Below are 13790 nucleotides of genomic sequence, written 5' to 3'. Positions count from 1 at the left end.
CGCGGCTCAGATGGGGCGGGTGCCCAGGCCCATGGCCTGGCGAGCGAACCAGCGCTTGGCGGGCGGCAGCAGGTCGAGCCCGAGCAGCCCCAGGTTGCGCCCGCTGGCCAGCAACGGCTCCTTGTTGGAGAACAGGCGGGTCACCTGGTCGGAGAAGCCGACGGTGAGGTCCTGGTCCAGGCGCTGGCTGTCGAGGTAGCGCTGCAGGGTGGCGAAGTCGCCCAGGGGCGCTTCGCTGGCCAGCAGCGTCTCGGCCAGGGCCACGGTGTCGCGCAGGGACAGGTTGTAGCCCTGCCCGGCGATGGGGTGCAGGCTGTGGGCGGCGTTGCCCAGCACCACCAGGTTGGCGCGCACCTGCTCCTCGGCTTCCACCAGGGTCAGCGGGTAGAGGTGCCGCGCACCCACCTGGTTGAAGGCGCCCAGGCGGTAGCCGAAGGCTTCCTGCAGCTCGGCGAGGAAGGCACGGTCGTCGAGGCGCGACAGGCGCTCGGCGTCCGCGCCGGGGCGGGTCCAGACCAGCGCGCAGCGGTTGTCCGCCACCGGCAGCATGGCCATCGGGCCTTCGTCGGTGAAGCGTTCGAAGGCCTGGCCACGATGGGCCTCCATGGGGCTGACGTTGGCGATCAGCGCGGTCTGCCCATAGGGGTTGCGCTTGACGCCGATGCCCAGCTGCTCGCGCAGGCCGGAGCGGCCGCCATCGGCCAGCACCGCCAGGTCGCAATCGAGCTGGGTGTCATCGTTGAGGCTGAGGCGATAGCCGTCCGCCAGGGGCTCCATGCGCACCACCTCGGCGGGGCATTGCCAGGTCACCACATCGGCATCCAGCGCCTGCCACAGGCACTGGCCGAGCCAGGCGTTCTCCACCACGTAGCCGAGCGCCGGGACGCCCTCCTCGATGGCCGCCAGGCGCGCGGCGCCGAAGCGGCCGCGATCGGACACGTGGATCTGCAGGATCGGCTCGGCGCGGCGGGCGATGGCCTGCCAGAGGCCGAGGCGCTCGTAGATCTGCCGGGTACCGAAGGACAGTGCGGAAGAGCGGGCGTCATAGCTCGGCTGGTAGCTGTCGCCCGGGGCGAAGGGTTCGATCAGGGTGATCTTCCAGCCACGCGCCTTGGCGCCTTCCTGCAGGGCCAGGGCCAGGCTGGCGCCTACGAGGCCGCCGCCGATGATTGCCAGTTGGGTGCGTTGCATCATGCGGCCTCGGTACGTGCGGCGGCCATCAGGGCCTCGATTTCGGCGACCGTCTTGGGTACGCCACCGGTGAGGATCTCGCAGCCCTTCTTGGTCACCACCACGTCGTCCTCGATGCGCACGCCGATGCCGCGCCACTTCTTCGCCACGTTCTGGTTGTCCACGGCGATGTAGATGCCAGGCTCGACGGTCATGGCCATGCCGGGTTCGAGCACGCGCCACTCGCCGCCGACCTTGTATTCGCCGACGTCGTGCACGTCCATGCCCAGCCAGTGGCCGGCACGGTGCATGTAGAAGGGTTTGTAGGCTTCGCTGGCGATCAGCTCGGCGACATCGCCCTGGAGCAGGCCGAGCTCCACCAGCCCGGCGGTGATCACCCGCACGGTGGCTTCATGGGCTTCGTTCCAGTGCTTGCCGGGGGCGATCTCGAGGAAGGCGGCTTCCTGGGAGGCCAGCACCAGCTCGTAGATGGCCTTCTGCTCGGGGCTGAAGCGGCCGCTGACGGGGAAGGTGCGGGTGATGTCGCTGGCGTAGCAGTCCAGCTCGCAGGCGGCGTCGATCAGCACCAGGTCGCCGTCCTTCAACTGCGCGTCGTTCTCGCGGTAGTGAAGGATGCAGGCGTTCTTGCCGGCGGCGACGATGGAGCCGTAGGCCGGCATCTTCGCGCCGCCCTTGCGGAACTCATATTCCAGCTCGGCTTCCAGGCTGTATTCGTAGAGGCCGGCACGGGCGGCCTGCATGGCACGCACATGGGCACGGGCGGAGACCTCGCCGGCCTCGCGCATGACCTTGACCTCGGCGGCCGACTTGTACAGGCGCATGTCGTGCAGCAGGTGGTCGAGGGCGACGAATTCGTTCGGCGGCTGCGCACCCTGGCGCGCCTTGGAGCGGATCACGTTGACCCACTCCATCAGGTGCTGGTCGAACTCGGGGTTGGTGCCGATGGAGTAGTAGACGCGCTCGCGGCCTTCGATGAGGCCGGGGAGGATGTCGTCGATATCGCCGATGGGGAAGGCGTCGTCGGCACCGTACTCGCCGATAGCGCCGTCCTGGCCGGCACGCAGGCCGTCCCAGAGCTCGCGCTCGGGATCACGCTCACGGCAGAAGAGCACGTACTCGCCGTGCTCGCGCCCGGGGATCAGCACCAGCACCGCCTCGGGCTCGGGGAAGCCGCTGAGGTACTGGAAGTCGCTGTCCTGGCGGTACACGTGCTCGACGTCACGGTTGCGGATGTGAACCGGCGCCGCAGGCAGGATGGCGATGCTGTTGGGCACCATCTGCGCCATCAGCGCCTTGCGGCGACGGGCGAATTCGGACTTCGGGATACGGGTCATGCGCGCTCCTTACCAAGGGGCGCCCATGCGCCCGTGACGCGGGTTCAATGCAGAGAGGTTTTCGGCGCTGGAGCCACCGGCGCGGGCTTGCGGGCACACTCGCTGAACAACAGCAGGGGCGCCACGCGCAGGTACTCCATCACTTCCATGTAGTCGGTCTCGCCGTCCTCGGAATCTTCCAGGGCGCTTTGCACCTGGGCGATGGACGCGAGGTCCTGAAGCACTTCGACCGCCTCGCCGGACAGCGCGCCTTCGCGAGCGGTCAGGCCGAAGCCGCCGAGGAAGCCCTGGCACCACTGGCCAAGGGCGGCGGCGCGATCGGCCAGCGGCGTTTCGTCGTCGGGCAGCAGCAGCACGACAGCCATCTCGCTGCCGGTGAGTTCGTCCTTGACCATCTCCTGCAGGCCGATCAGGGCCTGGCGCAGGTTGTCCTGCGGGGCGCTGCCGAGCAGCTCGGCGGCATCCTCCAGCCAGGGCTCGGCTTCGAAGCCCGCGCCGGCGCAGCTGCGCCCCAGCAGGAGGCCGTGAAGCTCGGCGGGAGAGACGGGCTGACCGCTGGTGGCGAGCAGGGTGGCGAAGGCGGAATACGGGGAATTGGAACTGGGCATGGGTGGCTAGGCGCCAGACGGCGCAATCACTAGAATGACGGCCTCGTATCCTAGCATCGGCACGCGCGCCAAGACCATCGACCGCCGCCGACGGGTTTGACCCTGGATCGGGCCGTTCCTATATAGTCCGACCCTTCATCGCCCAAGTAGAGAGCCCATGGAAGACGCGGAACTGCAAGCCCTCACCGCCAAGCTGGAGCTCCTGATCCAGCGCGTTGAGCAGCTCAAGTCGCAAAACCGGCAACTGCAGGCGGCTGAAAAAGCCTGGAAAGAAGAACGCGCCCATCTGATCGAAAAGAACGAAATGGCCCGGCAGAAGGTCGAAGCGATGATTTCGCGCCTGAAAGCCCTGGAGCAGGATTCATGACCCAGCCGAATACCGTCACTGTCCACATCATGGACAAGGAATATTGCATCGCCTGTCCCTCGGACGAGCGCGCCAACCTGGAGAGCGCAGCCCGCTATCTGGACGGCAAGATGCGCGAGATCCGCACCAGCGGCAAGGTCATCGGCGCCGACCGCGTCGCCGTGATGGCGGCTCTCAACATCACCCACGAACTGCTGCACAAGCAGGAACGCCTCGACCAGGAAGCCACCTCGACCCGCGAACGCGTGCGTGACCTGCTGGAGCGTGTCGATCATGCGCTCGCCGCTGATCCGGATGGACACGAAGCCTGACGCCAGAGCCTTCTGTTGGGGTATACTCGCCGGCAGCTCCCTGGTGTGTTTGCCAGTCGGTGATGTCCCTGAGCCGATACGCACAACCACGGGGGTTGTAAGTGGGGCCGGTGTGCATGTCCGCCTGACGGAAAGCCTTAACGCCTCCTGCAACCTCCACCTTGAACTTTCGGGTTCAAGGGCTAAACCGACAGCGGCATAACCGGGGAGTCGTACCCTTCATGATCAGCGCCGGCACTCTTTCCCGCCCGGCCCTGCGGCGCCTTCTCAGGCAGACACGTCGCACGCTTTCCCCCCTCGAACAGCAACGCGCCGCCCGCGCCCTCTATCGCCAACTGGCCCAGCATCCGCTGTTTCGCCGTGCGCGCCATGTGGCGCTGTACCTGCCGGCCGACGGCGAGATCGACCCGCGCCCGCTGCTGCGCGAGGCCCAGAAGCGCGGCAAGGCCACCTACCTGCCGGTGCTCAAGGCCTGGCCGCCGACGCGCATGGTGTTCCAGCGCCTGCGCCCGGGCGAGCGCCTGGTGCGCAACCGCTTCCGCATCCTTGAGCCCCGCGCCAATCAGTCGCAGCAACGGCCGGTCTGGACACTCGACCTGGTGCTGCTGCCGCTGGTGGGTTTCGACGAGGAAGGCGGGCGCCTGGGGATGGGGGGCGGTTTCTATGACCGCAGCCTGGCATACCGCGCGCGGCGCAAAAATTGGCAGAAGCCGACGCTGCTGGGGCTGGCCCATGAATGCCAGAAGGTGGATCGCTTGCCGTTGGCCAGCTGGGATGTGCGCCTGCAGGCGACGGTGACGGACGGGGACTGGTATCGCGGAAACTGAAGCGGCGCCGCGTTCCTTGCGGCGCCCTCGGAAATCAGGGCTGCTGGATGCTGACCGGCGCGCCTTGGCGCTGTTCCCACAGGCTCTGGGTGTAACCCGTGGTAACCACGCCCAGGCCGAAGAGTATGACCAGTACCCAGAGAAGATCGGGTTTGCGTTTCATCGGATTGCCTCCCCCTTCAAGGCAAACGTGCCGCGATGACTTGCGGCGGGTGCTTTTAATTATGGGCTGCCTGGCGGCATCCGCTTTAAAGTGCGGCATTCTCCGGCAACGATGGAGAACACGCAATTTATGACGCCAGCCGACCGTCGGCCCGTTGGTGATTTTTCGTCCGCGACAAGGACCGGACGGCAGGAGCAAAGTTCATGCCTTATTGGTTGATGAAATCGGAACCCGACGAACTGTCGATCCATGACCTGCAACGACTGGGTCGTGCACGCTGGGATGGGGTGCGCAATTACCAGGCGCGCAACTTCATGCGTGCCATGCAGGAGGGCGAATTGTTCTTCTTCTACCACTCCAGCTGCCCGGAACCGGGCATCGCCGGGATCGCCCGCATCGTCGGCGCCACCTACCCGGACCCGACGGCCCTGGACCCGCAAAGCCACTACTTCGACGCCAAGGCCAGCCCCGAGAAGAACCCCTGGAGCGCCCTGGACGTCGAGTTTGTCGAGGCGTTCCCCAGGGTCATCCCGCTGGCGACGCTGAAGGCGCAAGCGGCACTGGAAGCGATGCCGCTGGTGCAGAAGGGGTCGCGCCTCTCGGTGATGCCGGTGCGCGACGAGGAATGGCAGGCGGTGCTCACGCTGCGCTGAGCGCGAGCCCAGGCCCGGTCAGCTCAGGGCTGGATGATCAGGTTGTTGAACAGCAGGTCGTCCACCAGGGGCTTGCCTTCTTCCTGCTGCAGCACCTGCTGCACCTGCTTGAGCGCTTCCTGGCGCAGCTTCTCCTTGCTGTCCGGCGTGGCCAGGCTGTCGTCGGTCTGCTGGGAGAACAGCATCACCAGCTGATTGCGGATCAGCGGCTCGTGGTACTCCACAGACTTGGCCGCGTCCGCGCCCGCCACCTGCAGGGATATATCGGCCTTGTAGTACTTCAGCTTGGGGCCCGCCCCGTAATTGCCCACCAGCGCTGGCGTCAGGCCGACGTAGGCGATCTTCGGGGCTTCGCCCTCCTTGGGTTCTTCCTTCTCCTCGTTGGCCAGGGCGGCGAAGGGGATGAGCAGGGCCAGCAACAGTGCGAGGGTGGTTTTCACGGGTGTGATTCCTGAATAAGCGTGCGACTAGCATAGCCAGACCTGCTCGCCGGCCCAAGCCCGACGCTTATGCACGGCTATCAGGCCAGGCCATGCTCGTTGACCCACCGGGCGGGCTACCTACACTGCCAAGCCATCAGGCCAACCTGCCGCGCCCTTCGCGCCGGCATCCACGTTGAGGAAGCGTCCATGAAAGCCGTCCTGTGCAAAGCCTTCGGCCCAGCCGAAACCCTGGTGCTCGAAGAGGTTGCCAGCCCCGAGCCGAAGAAGAACGAAGTGCTGATCGACGTGCATGCCGCCGGGGTCAACTTCCCCGATACGCTGATCATCGAAGGCAAGTACCAGTTCAAGCCGCCGTTCCCCTTCTCCCCGGGTGGCGAGGCCGCCGGCACCGTTGCCGCCGTCGGCGAGAAGATCACCCACCTCAAGCCCGGTGACCGGGTCATGGCGCTGACCGGCTGGGGCAGCTTCGCCGAGCAGGTGGCGGTACCCGGCTACAACGTGATGCCGATCCCCAAGGGCATCGACTTCAATTCCGCCGCCGCCTTCGGCATGACCTACGGCACCTCCATGCACGCCCTCAAGCAGCGCGCCAACCTGCAGCCGGGCGAGACCCTGCTGGTGCTCGGCGCCTCCGGTGGCGTCGGCCTGGCGGCGGTGGAGATCGGCAAGGCCATGGGTGCCAAGGTGATCGCCGCGGCCAGCAGCGCCGAGAAGCTGGCAGTGGCCAAGGCCGCCGGCGCCGACGAGCTGATCAACTACAGCGAGTCGAGCCTCAAGGAGAAGGTCAAGGAACTCACCGGTGGCCAGGGCGCGGACGTGATCTACGACCCGGTGGGCGGCGACCTGTTCGACGAAGCCATCCGCTCCATCGCCTGGAACGGCCGCCTGCTGGTGGTCGGCTTCGCCAGCGGCCGCATCCCCGAGCTGCCGGTGAACCTCACCCTGCTCAAGGGTGCCGCAGTGGTGGGCGTGTTCTGGGGCTCCTTCGCCCAGCGCCAGCCCCAGGACAACCTGGCCAACTTCCAGCAACTGTTCGCCTGGCACGCCGAAGGCAAGCTCAAGCCGCTGGTCTCCCAGGTGTTCCCGCTGGAGAAATCCGCCGACGCCATCAACGCCCTCGGCCAGCGCAAGGCCGTCGGCAAGGTGGTCGTGAAGGTCCGCTAGTCAAACGAGCAGTACTGGGCCCGCCCCCGCCACGAAACGGGGGCGGGCCCTTTTCTTTCCGGTTGCCTTACCCGGCCGCCAGCAGCGTTGCCGGACGACGACGGAACCAGTCGCTGGCCTGCTCATAGGCGTGGGCCAGTTGCAGCACCGCCATGTCCTTCTGGTGCGGGCCGATGATCTGCAGCCCCATGGGCAGGCCGTCGCCGTTGAACCCCGCCTGCACATTGGCCACCGGGCAGCCTGACAGGGTGCCGGGGATCACCACCTCCATCCAGCGGTGGTAGGTGTCCATCGCCACACCTTCGATCGCCTGCGGCCAGTGCTGCGTCTTGTCGAAGGGGAACACCTGGGCGCTGGGCAGCAGCAGGTAGTCGAAGCGCTCGAACAGCCGGCTGATGGCGCGGTACCAGTCGCTGCGGGCCGCCGAGGCGCGGTAGACCTGCTGGCCGGTCAGGCGCAGGCCGTTCTCCACTTCCCAGCAGGCCTCCGGCTTGAGCTGCGCGCGCGTCGCCGGGTCGTCGTAGGCCGCCCCCAGGCCGCCGGCCACCAGCCAGTGGCGCAGGGTCAGCCAGGTGTCCCAGAGCCGCTCGCGGGGGAAGCCGAGGCTCGTCTCCTCCACCACGCAGCCCAGCGCCTCGAAGTCCTTCAGGGCGGTGCGGCACAGCTCCAGCACGCCACGCTGCATCGGCAACTGGCCGTCGAGGTCGCCCAGCCAGCCCAGCCGCGCGCCCTTGAAGTCGCGCTGCAACGAGCCGGCGAAGGCCGCGCCATCGCCGGGGATGGACAGCGGCGCACGGGCATCGCCGCCCGCCTGCACCGAGAGCAGCAGGGCCACGTCGCGCACGCTGCGGCCCATCGGCCCCTCGTAGCCGAGCTGGTCGAAGAACAGGTCGGCGCTGTCGTCGAAGGGCACGCGGCCCTGGGACGGGCGGAAGCCGATGATGTTGTTGAAGGCCGCCGGGTTACGCAGCGAGCCCATCATGTCGCTGCCATCGGCCACCGGCACCAGGTGCAGCGCCAGGGCCGCCGCCGCGCCGCCGCTGCTGCCGCCGGCCGTGCGGCTCGGGTCGAAGGCGCAACCGGTGGCGCCGAACAGCGGGTTGTAGCTCTGTGAGCCGAGGCCGAATTCCGGCGTGTTGCTCTTGCCGATGAAGATCGCCCCAGCGGCGCGCAGGCGCTCGGCCATGATGCCGTCACGCGCCGGCACATGGTCGCGGAACAGCGGCGAGCCGTAGGTGGTGGTGATGCCCTTGACTGCCGAGAGGTCCTTCACCGCGTGGGGCAGCCCGTGCATCCAGCCCCAGTGGGTGCCACGCGCCAGCTCGGCGTCGCGCTCGTCGGCCTGGGCCAGCAGCGCGTCCGCCGGCTGCAGGCTGACCAGCGCATTGACCGCCGGGTTGAAGCGCTCGATATGGGCCAGGTAATCCAGCATCACCTCGCGGCAGGACACATCGCGCGTGCGGATGCGCTCGGCCAGCTCGGCGGCCGGCAGCCGCACCAGTTCGCTGATCGGGGTTGCATGACTCATGGGCAGTGTTCTCGTTCCGTCTCGTTCTGGTTATGCGCCCCCGCACCGGCGGGGGCGGTGTTCATCAACGCATCAGGTTGGTCCACAGGCGGTCGGCCAGGCGGATGGCGCCAGCGCCGCAGGTCTGGCTGAACACCACCTTGGTGCCGTCGGGGATGTGCAGCTCCGGCGCGTCCTTGAGGCCCGGCTCGAGGTAGGGCTCGACGCCCTGCACCGGGCTCTGGTGCTTGAGGAAGTTCTGCGTCAGCGCGGCGTTCTCCGGCTGGCTGAGGAAGGCGATGAAGGCCTTGGCGTTATCGAGGTTGCGCGCGCCCTTGGGGATCACCAGATTATCTACCCAGGTCATCACGCCTTCCTTCGGGTACAGGTATTCGAGGCTCGGCTTCATCTCCCGTGCGCGCAGCGAGGAACCGCCCCAGAACATCGACATGTCCAGCTCGCCGGCCGCCAGGCTCTCGCGGATGGCACCGGCCTTGGAGCTGTAGGTGCGCACATGGGGCTTCTGCTCCTTGAGCAGCGCCAGCACCTGCTGCATCTGCTTGGGGTCCTCGCTGCACAGCGGGATGCCCAGGTAGAGGCTGGCGGTGTCGATCACCTCGCTGACCGAGTCGAACATGTTGATGCGCCCCTGCAGCTCCGCCGGCGGCTTGAACAGCAGTGCGTAGCTGTCCGCCTCGCCCTGGTAGCGCTCGCGGTTGACCACCACGCTGGTGGTGCCCCAGATGAAGGGCGCGGCGTAGGCACCCTGCGGGTCCCAGGCGGGCTTCTGCAGGTTGGCGGTGAAGCCCTGGTAGTAGGCCTCCTTGCCGGGCTCGAAGCGCTCCAGCAACTGCTCCTGGATGAGGATCGGCACGAACTGGTGGGAGGGGATGGCGACGTCGTAGCCGGCGCCGCCCTGCTTGAGCTTGGCCAGCAGCGTCTCGTTGGAATCGTAGGAGTCCACCGTGACCTTGATGCCGCTTTCCTTCTCGAACTTCTCCAGGATCTGCGGCGAGAAGTAGCCGCTCCAACTGATGACGTTGAGCGTGCCGGCGGCCTGCACATTGGCGGCCAGGGCGAGGCCCAGCGAGGTGCCCAGAACAGCGATCAGCTTTTTCATGCGTCAATTCTCCAGGGTCAGGTTCTTTGCCTGCCAAGCAGGTAGGACAGGGTCACGAAGAGCACGGAGACGCCGAGGATCAGCGTCGACACGGCGTTCACGTCGGGCGTCACGCCCATGCGCAGCAGGCCGAAGATGAAGATCGGCAGCGTGGTGGTGCCGGCCTGGGAGACCATCATCGAGATCACGAAGTTATCCAGCGAGACGATGAAGGCCAGCATCAGCCCGGAGAAGATCCCCGGCATCAGCAGCGGCAGGGTGACCTTGCGCAGGGTGCGCCAGGGCCCGGCGTAGAGGTCCGCGGCGGCCTGCTCCAGGGACAGGTCCATGTCGTTGAGGCGGGCGCGGATCGGCAGGTAGGCGAAGGGGATGCAGAATACCGTGTGGGCGATGATCAGGTTGCCGTAGCCCAGGGACAGGCCAAGGGTGGAGAACAGCGCCAGGGTGGCGACGCCGACCACGATCTCGGGCAGCACCAGCGGCAGCATGATGGTGCCCATCGACAGGCGCAGGCCCTTGAAGCGTGCGCCGCGCGAGGTGGCCAGGGCCGCCAGGGTGGCGATCACGGTGGCGATCAGGCTGGCGCACAGGGCGATCAGCAGGCTGTTGCCGGCGGCCTGGCGCAGCGCCTGGTTGGCGAAGGCGGCGCGGTACCAGTCGAGGCTGAAGCCGCTCCAGACCGTGGCCGACTGGTTGGCGTTGAACGACAGCACCACCAGCACCAGGATCGGCGCGTAGAGGTAGAGATAGAACAGCAGGCTGAAGCCGCCGAAACCAGGGAAGTGGTGGACGCCGAGGCGGCGCTTGAACAGGTTCATCACACACCTCCCCGGGCGATGCGCACGCGCTCGGCGCGCAGTGCGTAGAGGGTCAGCACCAGCATCACCGCGGCCATCAGCACCAGCGCCAGGGCGGAGCCGAAGGGCCAGTTACGGGCGTCGCTGAACTGCCGGAAGATCAGGTTGCCGAGCATCATCCGCGTGCCGCCACCGAGCAGCTCCGGGGCCACCATGGCGCCGAGGCAGGGCACGAAGGTGAGGATGGCGCCGGCGAGGATGCCCGGCCGGGCGATGGGTAGCACCACCTTGCGCAGGGTGCGCCAGCGGCCGGCGTAGAGGTCCTGGGCCGCTTCCAGCAGGCGCATGTCCATCTTCTCCAGGGTCGCGTAGATGGGCAGCACCACGAAGGGCGCGTAGGTGTACACCAGCCCCAGCAGCACCGCGCCGTCGGTGTAGAGCAACTGCAGCGGCTGGTCGATCAGCCCCAGGCCCACCAGCGTGCCGTTGACCACGCCGGTTTCGCGCAGCAGCAGGATCCAGGCGTAGGTGCGGATCAGCAGGTTGGCCCAGAACGGCACGGTGATGAGGAAGATCAGCAGGCCGCGCTTGTGCGGCGGCTGCATGGCCAGCCACACCGCCACCGGGAAGCCGATCAGCAGGGTCACCAGCGTGGTTGCCGCGGCGATGCCGATGGAGCGCAGGGCGATCAGCAGGTAGGCGTCGACGAAGGCCAGGCTGTCGTCCAGTTGCCGCTCGAACAGCAGCGACAGGTAGGCCTCGGTGCTGAACACCGGCTCGACCCCGCCGTAGGGGTTGGCCTCCATCAGCGAATAACCGACCACCAGCAGGATGGGGACGATCAGGAACAGGCCGATGGCCAGGAGTGCCGGGCTGACGCCGAGCAGGTTGCGCAGGGATTGCCGGCGCTCGTGCAGGGCAGCGCCGGAGCGTGTCGATCGATGCATGTCTGCCTCCGGGCTCAGTCCAGCAGAACGCTGGCGCTGCCGTTCTCGAACTGCAGCGCGGCCCGTTCACCGACGCCGAAGCGCTGGTGGCGCTCCAGGCTGTTGGGCATGCGCACGGTCAGCCGGGTGCCGTCGTCGAGGCTCACCCGGTACTGCAGGTCGGTGCCCAGGTACACCTGCGCCTCCACCCGGCAGGGCAGCGCGCCGGCGGTATCGACGCCGCCCAGGTGCACGCGCTCGGGGCGGATCGACAGGCTGACCCGGCTGCCCGGCAGCACGCCGTCGACGGATTCGGCCTGGAACGGTTGCCCGCCCGGCCCCTGGCACAACGCCCGGGTGCCATCGAGGCTGAGCACCTGGGCATCGAGGAAATTGGTTTCGCCGATGAAGTCGGCGACGAAGCGGTTGCGTGGGCGCTCGTAGATTTCCTGCGGGGTGCCCACCTGCTGCACCTGGCCCTCCGAGAACACCGCGATGCGGTCGGACAGGGTCAGGGCCTCTTCCTGGTCGTGGGTGACGAAGATGAAGGTGATGCCGGTATTGGCCTGGATCGCCTTGAGCTCCTCGCGCATCGCCTGGCGCAGCTTGAGGTCGAGGGCCGAGAGCGGCTCGTCCAGCAGCAGGACGCGGGGATGCGGCGCCAGGGCGCGGGCCAGGGCCACACGTTGCTGCTGGCCGCCGGAAAGCTGCGTCGGGCGACGGTCGGCGAAGCGCTCCATCTGCACCAGGGCGAGCATCTCGGCCACGCGCTCGGCGACCTGCGCGCGGCTCATGCTCTTGCCCAGCGGCCGGGATTCGAGGCCGAAGGCGAGGTTCTCGGCGATGGTCATGTGGGGGAACAGCGCGTAGTGCTGGAACACCGTGTTGACCGGGCGCTCATAGGGCGGCAGGTCGGCGATGTCTTCGCCGTAGAGGTGGATGCTGCCGGCGCTGGGGTATTCGAAGCCGGCGATCATCCGCAGCAGGGTGGTCTTGCCGCAGCCGGATGGGCCGAGAAGGGTGAAGAACTCGTTGTCGCGGATTTCCAGGTCGACGTGCTTGAGGGCGACGGGCCCGGATTGCGGATCGCCGTAGACCTTGCGTACCGCGCGGATGGATACCGCTGCGGTCTGCACTGCATGCAGGGCGTTCATGGCCTTACCTCCGTGTCCTCGCCGCGTGTTGTCCGCTGGCGGGACTTCTCGTTGTTCTGGGCAGGACTGAGGGCTCGTGGCGAGCGGGTGGAGCGGGCGCGCGGGTTGTCGTTATGGCGCTGCCTGGGCCGGATACTCGGCCAAATACCCGCGACAGGAAACTTCAATTTCCTTACATTGGCTGTTAAGAAAATTAACAGCCAGGAGCACGTGATGGCCGAACCACGCCTGCCGCCGCTCAACGCCCTGCGCGCCTTCGAAGCGGCCGCACGCCTCGGCAGCTACGTCGCCGCGTCACGGGCGCTGCATGTCACCCAGCCGGCCATCGGCCGTCATGTGCGCTTGCTGGAGGACTGGCTGGGCGTGCAGCTGCTGGAGCGCACGCCGCGTGGCGTGGTGCTCACCGAGGCCGGGCGGCGCTACCACGCCAAGGTGTCGCGGGCGCTGCGGCAGATCGCCGAGGCCGGCGCCGAGGTGGCGGCCAGCGACGCCCCGCGCTGGTTGCGCATTCTCGCCGTGCCGGCCTTCGCCAAGCGCTGGCTGATGCCGCGCATGGAGTCGCTGCGCCAGCTGCGGCCGGGGCTGAAGATCGCCATCGAACCCAACCCCACCTTCACCGCAGTGGACGGCCAGGGTGCCGACCTGGGCATCGTCTACGGCATGCCCGGGCAGTACCCGCAGTGCCAGGCCACCCTGCTGCAACCCAATGTGTTCCCGGTGTGCTCGCCGGACTACCTCGCCGCCCACGGCCCCATCGCCGGACCGGACGAACTGGCGCGGCACAAGCTGATCCACGTGGACGACGGCGAATGGTGGAATGCCTGGTTCGCCGCGGTAGGTTGCAAGGTACGGGTCAGTTCCGATGTGCTCTACGTGAGCAACGACCACGCCCTGAGCATGGCCGAGAAGGGCCACGGCATCGCCCTGGCCAACGAGGTGCTGGTGAGCCAGGAGCTGGCTGCCGGCCTCCTCGTACGCCCCGTGCAGCGGCAGGCGCCGCTGGAGAGCTACCAGGCGCTGCTGTCGACCGAAGAGGTCAGTGCCGATATCCAGTGGTTCCTCGGCTGGCTGGCGGCCGAGTTGCGCGCGGAATTCCCCGAGCTGGCGTGATCCCCGGCCGGTTGACCGTAGGATGGGTAGAGGTACGAAACCCATCAAGCGGCCTTCCCGGCGAGCACCCTGCCCGGGCTTACCGCATGGGTTTCGCTTCGCTCTACCCATCCTA

16 protein-coding genes and 1 other RNA gene are annotated in these 13790 nt (G+C 67.5%); 7 read left to right on the top strand and 10 right to left on the bottom strand.

The window, feature by feature from the left end; translation table 11 throughout:
• Nucleotides 1-6 precede the first annotated feature (6 nt).
• From ubiH to PI990_RS01395, 3 genes are read right to left on the bottom strand one after another with little or no spacing between them, the layout of a single operon-like run.
• Complete coding sequence (gene ubiH, locus PI990_RS01405) at nucleotides 7-1191, bottom strand: 2-octaprenyl-6-methoxyphenyl hydroxylase (protein WP_184488343.1); 1185 nt, start codon at nucleotides 1189-1191, stop codon at nucleotides 7-9.
• Nucleotides 1191-2525, bottom strand: a complete 1335-nt coding sequence (pepP, locus tag PI990_RS01400) for a Xaa-Pro aminopeptidase (RefSeq protein WP_271659622.1) — start codon at nucleotides 2523-2525, stop codon at nucleotides 1191-1193. Before pepP ends, ubiH begins: the two co-directional genes overlap by 1 nt.
• 44 nt (nucleotides 2526-2569) lie before the next feature.
• A complete protein-coding gene (locus PI990_RS01395) occupies nucleotides 2570-3133 on the bottom strand; it encodes a YecA/YgfB family protein (RefSeq protein ID WP_043244232.1) in 564 nt (187 codons plus the stop codon).
• A 157-nt stretch (nucleotides 3134-3290) separates the two neighbouring features.
• Here PI990_RS01395 and PI990_RS01390 point away from each other — a divergent pair, with 157 nt between their 5' ends.
• The 4 genes from PI990_RS01390 to PI990_RS01375 all read left to right on the top strand — a co-directional run bounded on the left by PI990_RS01390 (nucleotide 3291) and on the right by PI990_RS01375 (nucleotide 4638).
• A complete protein-coding gene (locus PI990_RS01390) occupies nucleotides 3291-3500 on the top strand; it encodes a TIGR02449 family protein (RefSeq protein ID WP_021218215.1) in 210 nt (69 codons plus the stop codon).
• Nucleotides 3497-3811 carry a cell division protein ZapA gene (locus PI990_RS01385; RefSeq protein WP_021218214.1) on the top strand — a complete coding sequence of 105 codons (315 nt, stop codon included), beginning with the start codon at nucleotides 3497-3499 and terminating at the stop codon, nucleotides 3809-3811. The genes PI990_RS01390 and PI990_RS01385 overlap by 4 nt, the downstream gene beginning before the upstream one ends.
• A gap of 34 nt (nucleotides 3812-3845) precedes the next feature.
• Nucleotides 3846-4024, top strand: a non-coding RNA gene (gene ssrS / locus PI990_RS01380) — 6S RNA.
• A gap of 8 nt (nucleotides 4025-4032) precedes the next feature.
• Nucleotides 4033-4638, top strand: a complete 606-nt coding sequence (locus PI990_RS01375) for a 5-formyltetrahydrofolate cyclo-ligase (RefSeq protein WP_021218213.1) — start codon at nucleotides 4033-4035, stop codon at nucleotides 4636-4638.
• A 34-nt stretch (nucleotides 4639-4672) separates the two neighbouring features.
• Here PI990_RS01375 and PI990_RS01370 read toward each other — a convergent pair whose 3' ends face one another.
• Nucleotides 4673-4801 (bottom strand): hypothetical protein, encoded by a 129-nt coding sequence (locus tag PI990_RS01370; RefSeq protein ID WP_021218212.1) that lies wholly within the window; start codon nucleotides 4799-4801, stop codon nucleotides 4673-4675.
• 203 nt (nucleotides 4802-5004) lie between these two features.
• On the opposite strand from PI990_RS01370, the gene PI990_RS01365 reads away from it, so the two are divergent.
• Nucleotides 5005-5454 (top strand): EVE domain-containing protein, encoded by a 450-nt coding sequence (locus tag PI990_RS01365; protein ID WP_271659621.1) that lies wholly within the window; start codon nucleotides 5005-5007, stop codon nucleotides 5452-5454.
• Nucleotides 5455-5477: 23 nt separating this feature from the next.
• Here the strand turns inward: PI990_RS01365 and PI990_RS01360 are convergent, their stop codons facing one another.
• Nucleotides 5478-5894 (bottom strand): flagellar basal body-associated FliL family protein, encoded by a 417-nt coding sequence (locus tag PI990_RS01360; protein ID WP_021218210.1) that lies wholly within the window; start codon nucleotides 5892-5894, stop codon nucleotides 5478-5480.
• A gap of 189 nt (nucleotides 5895-6083) precedes the next feature.
• Between PI990_RS01360 and PI990_RS01355 the strand changes: the two genes are divergently transcribed.
• The gene (locus tag PI990_RS01355) at nucleotides 6084-7061 is read left to right on the top strand and encodes an NADPH:quinone oxidoreductase family protein (protein WP_021218209.1); all 978 of its coding nucleotides are present in this window, start codon (nucleotides 6084-6086) and stop codon (nucleotides 7059-7061) included.
• A 67-nt stretch (nucleotides 7062-7128) separates the two neighbouring features.
• Here the strand turns inward: PI990_RS01355 and PI990_RS01350 are convergent, their stop codons facing one another.
• From PI990_RS01350 to PI990_RS01330, 5 genes are all read right to left on the bottom strand, one after another.
• Complete coding sequence (locus PI990_RS01350) at nucleotides 7129-8589, bottom strand: amidase (protein WP_271659620.1); 1461 nt, start codon at nucleotides 8587-8589, stop codon at nucleotides 7129-7131.
• A 64-nt stretch (nucleotides 8590-8653) separates the two neighbouring features.
• On the bottom strand, nucleotides 8654-9688 hold the full coding sequence (locus PI990_RS01345; protein ID WP_271659619.1) for an ABC transporter substrate-binding protein: 1035 nt from the start codon (nucleotides 9686-9688) through the stop codon (nucleotides 8654-8656).
• Between the two features lie 17 nt (nucleotides 9689-9705).
• Nucleotides 9706-10506: an ABC transporter permease gene (locus PI990_RS01340; RefSeq protein WP_021218206.1), complete on the bottom strand. Its 801-nt coding sequence runs from the start codon at nucleotides 10504-10506 to the stop codon at nucleotides 9706-9708.
• Nucleotides 10506-11432: an ABC transporter permease gene (locus tag PI990_RS01335; RefSeq protein WP_271659618.1), complete on the bottom strand. Its 927-nt coding sequence runs from the start codon at nucleotides 11430-11432 to the stop codon at nucleotides 10506-10508. Before PI990_RS01335 ends, PI990_RS01340 begins: the two co-directional genes overlap by 1 nt.
• A 14-nt stretch (nucleotides 11433-11446) precedes the next feature.
• Nucleotides 11447-12565 (bottom strand): ABC transporter ATP-binding protein, encoded by a 1119-nt coding sequence (locus tag PI990_RS01330; protein ID WP_271659617.1) that lies wholly within the window; start codon nucleotides 12563-12565, stop codon nucleotides 11447-11449.
• Between the two features lie 213 nt (nucleotides 12566-12778).
• Between PI990_RS01330 and PI990_RS01325 the strand changes: the two genes are divergently transcribed.
• Nucleotides 12779-13675, top strand: a complete 897-nt coding sequence (locus PI990_RS01325; RefSeq protein ID WP_271659616.1) for a LysR substrate-binding domain-containing protein — start codon at nucleotides 12779-12781, stop codon at nucleotides 13673-13675.
• The last annotated feature ends 115 nt before the right edge of the window (nucleotides 13676-13790 follow it).

The sequence above is a fragment of the Pseudomonas sp. TUM22785 genome (assembly GCF_028198105.1).
Taxonomy (GTDB): domain Bacteria; phylum Pseudomonadota; class Gammaproteobacteria; order Pseudomonadales; family Pseudomonadaceae; genus Metapseudomonas; species Metapseudomonas solani.
This window is presented reverse-complemented; position numbering and strand designations above follow the sequence as displayed.

Bases quoted from the DNA above. Each gene is read 5' to 3' on its own strand.
- PI990_RS01390 (WP_021218215.1), top strand. From the start codon at position 3,291: ATGGAAGACGCGGAACTGCAAGCCCTCACCGCCAAGCTGGAGCTCCTG.
- PI990_RS01375 (WP_021218213.1), top strand. From the start codon at position 4,033: ATGATCAGCGCCGGCACTCTTTCCCGCCCGGCCCTGCGGCGCCTTCTC.
- PI990_RS01325 (WP_271659616.1), top strand. From the start codon at position 12,779: ATGGCCGAACCACGCCTGCCGCCGCTCAACGCCCTGCGCGCCTTCGAA.
- PI990_RS01395 (WP_043244232.1), bottom strand. From the start codon at position 3,133: ATGCCCAGTTCCAATTCCCCGTATTCCGCCTTCGCCACCCTGCTCGCC.
- PI990_RS01335 (WP_271659618.1), bottom strand. From the start codon at position 11,432: ATGCATCGATCGACACGCTCCGGCGCTGCCCTGCACGAGCGCCGGCAA.
- pepP (WP_271659622.1), bottom strand. From the start codon at position 2,525: ATGACCCGTATCCCGAAGTCCGAATTCGCCCGTCGCCGCAAGGCGCTG.
- PI990_RS01330 (WP_271659617.1), bottom strand. From the start codon at position 12,565: ATGAACGCCCTGCATGCAGTGCAGACCGCAGCGGTATCCATCCGCGCG.
- PI990_RS01365 (WP_271659621.1), top strand. From the start codon at position 5,005: ATGCCTTATTGGTTGATGAAATCGGAACCCGACGAACTGTCGATCCAT.
- PI990_RS01345 (WP_271659619.1), bottom strand. From the start codon at position 9,688: ATGAAAAAGCTGATCGCTGTTCTGGGCACCTCGCTGGGCCTCGCCCTG.
- PI990_RS01350 (WP_271659620.1), bottom strand. From the start codon at position 8,589: ATGAGTCATGCAACCCCGATCAGCGAACTGGTGCGGCTGCCGGCCGCC.
- PI990_RS01340 (WP_021218206.1), bottom strand. From the start codon at position 10,506: ATGAACCTGTTCAAGCGCCGCCTCGGCGTCCACCACTTCCCTGGTTTC.
- PI990_RS01355 (WP_021218209.1), top strand. From the start codon at position 6,084: ATGAAAGCCGTCCTGTGCAAAGCCTTCGGCCCAGCCGAAACCCTGGTG.
- ubiH (WP_184488343.1), bottom strand. From the start codon at position 1,191: ATGCAACGCACCCAACTGGCAATCATCGGCGGCGGCCTCGTAGGCGCC.
- PI990_RS01385 (WP_021218214.1), top strand. From the start codon at position 3,497: ATGACCCAGCCGAATACCGTCACTGTCCACATCATGGACAAGGAATAT.
- PI990_RS01370 (WP_021218212.1), bottom strand. From the start codon at position 4,801: ATGAAACGCAAACCCGATCTTCTCTGGGTACTGGTCATACTCTTCGGC.